2 protein-coding genes are annotated in these 1,748 nt (G+C 50.8%); both read left to right on the top strand.

Annotated features, from left to right (window positions below):
- The first annotated feature begins 152 nt into the window (after positions 1 to 152).
- A complete protein-coding gene (locus tag BM353_RS16485) occupies positions 153 to 683 on the top strand; it encodes a recombinase family protein (RefSeq protein ID WP_092082822.1) in 531 nt (176 codons plus the stop codon).
- Positions 684 to 763: 80 nt separating this feature from the next.
- On the top strand, positions 764 to 1,402 hold the full coding sequence (locus BM353_RS16775; RefSeq protein ID WP_143104207.1) for a hypothetical protein: 639 nt from the start codon (positions 764 to 766) through the stop codon (positions 1,400 to 1,402).
- Positions 1,403 to 1,748 lie beyond the last annotated feature (346 nt).

Below are 1,748 nucleotides of genomic sequence, written 5' to 3'. Positions count from 1 at the left end.
ATCGTCATTTATTGGCTATGAGTCCTGACCCTAGTGTATCATAAAAATGGTACGATTAAATTTGCAAAAGAGGCCCCTTATCCGTACAATAGCGGTATGAGTTTCAAAAAAAGTCGGATACGCGCGCTGCTCGACCGACCGACCGGCAGGATCTGTCGGCGCAGAAGCAGGCGCTCGAAAATCTCGGCGTTGCGCCGGACCGAATCTACACAGACCACGGGCTGACCGGCACCAACCGCGCCCGCCCCGGGCTGGATCAGGCCCTCGCCGCCGTGCGTGAAGGGGACACCCTCGTCGTGCCAAAACTTGACCGGCTGGCGCGCTCGGTACCTGATGCCCGGGATATCGCGGATAAGCTGAAGGCGCGCGGCGTCAACCTGGCTTTGGGTGCGTCGGTCTATGACCCAAGCGATCCCATGGGCAAGATGTTCTTCAACGTCCTCGCCACGTTTGCAGAGTTTGAATCTGACCTCATCCGCATGCGCACCCGCGAAGGCATGGCCATCGCTCGTGCCAAAGGAAAGCTGCGCGGCAAGCAACCGAAACTCTCCGACCGCCAGTCCCGCGAGCTGCGCCGGATTTACGACACTGGCGACTATTCCGTCAGCGACCTGGCCGAGGTGTTCTCCGTCTCACGGCCAACCGTGTATCGCACGTTGCAACGGGTGCCGGGGGTGGGGTAGCGTTTGGTTTGAATACCCAAGGAGATGGGGCGTGACAAAACCGACCGTTTCAGATAAATCCTGATGAGACAAATAGGATCATGAGTTTTACCGTGAAGCACCTGTCTTTTCTACTTTTCTTACTGTTGGGCACACCTAGCCACGCGCTTCAAGAAACCCGGTGTACGATACAGGCAGACATAATTAGAGATGATCTTTCAGGCATACAAACCTATCATGAACCAATCACCATACAACTCACCGACAAAATACTGCGAGGCTACGCGTCCACACGCACTCAAGATAAAACGGCTTTCGATAGGCTAGAGCTAGCATTGAAAACTCGTTTTTCTCAAGGTTGCATGCTACAGATTCTTGTCGATGAACCAGAAACGCAAATTTTCATTTTGTATTCAGAAGAAGGGGACAGATTCGGCAGGATATTTGCGCCGATTGCTCGTTGGCCCCAATCTGACATCAGCATCGAACAACAAGAAGCCAAATTTGTAGAAATTTTGGAAATTATCTCTGAGACTGCAGTTCTTAGCGGCAAAGATGCATTCATCGAAAGTATTTGGAAGTCCGCTGACTTTTCAAAAGTCTTAACTTCGGATTCTGTAGAAGTGTATGCATGGGGTGTACCGCCAGACTTTGTTGACATAACATTTTCAGACCATAACGAACAAAATTGCGATTTTTTTCCAGTGCAAGGGTGGATGGCGCGTCAGATTTGCCCATAACTCCTCTTAATATCTCAAAGGTAAAATAAAAATGGGCGACTTTTCTATCGAAGTTATCACAACAGACTTACCCGGAAATTATGGGCATGCGGGGGTGCAAGTTGTGGATTCAAACGGAAATGTTGTCGCGAGCGTTCACGGTGGGCCGCAGCAAAGAAAAACTCCGAATGGTTCTCCAGGAGGAGGATTTGTCGAATCTGCGTTCAACGACAGTGTGCCGCTTGTGGTGAACATGGGAGGCGGCACACATTCTCTTAGGGTCAGGACCCATTGATTTCATTGAGGCGTCATGATTCACCGTCCGAAAACAGAGCGGTGACATGTCTGATCTTTTCTGGTTGAGCGA

The sequence above is a fragment of the Poseidonocella sedimentorum genome, from assembly GCF_900116005.1.
GTDB classification, from domain to species: Bacteria; Pseudomonadota; Alphaproteobacteria; order Rhodobacterales; family Rhodobacteraceae; genus Poseidonocella; species Poseidonocella sedimentorum.
This window is presented reverse-complemented; position numbering and strand designations above follow the sequence as displayed.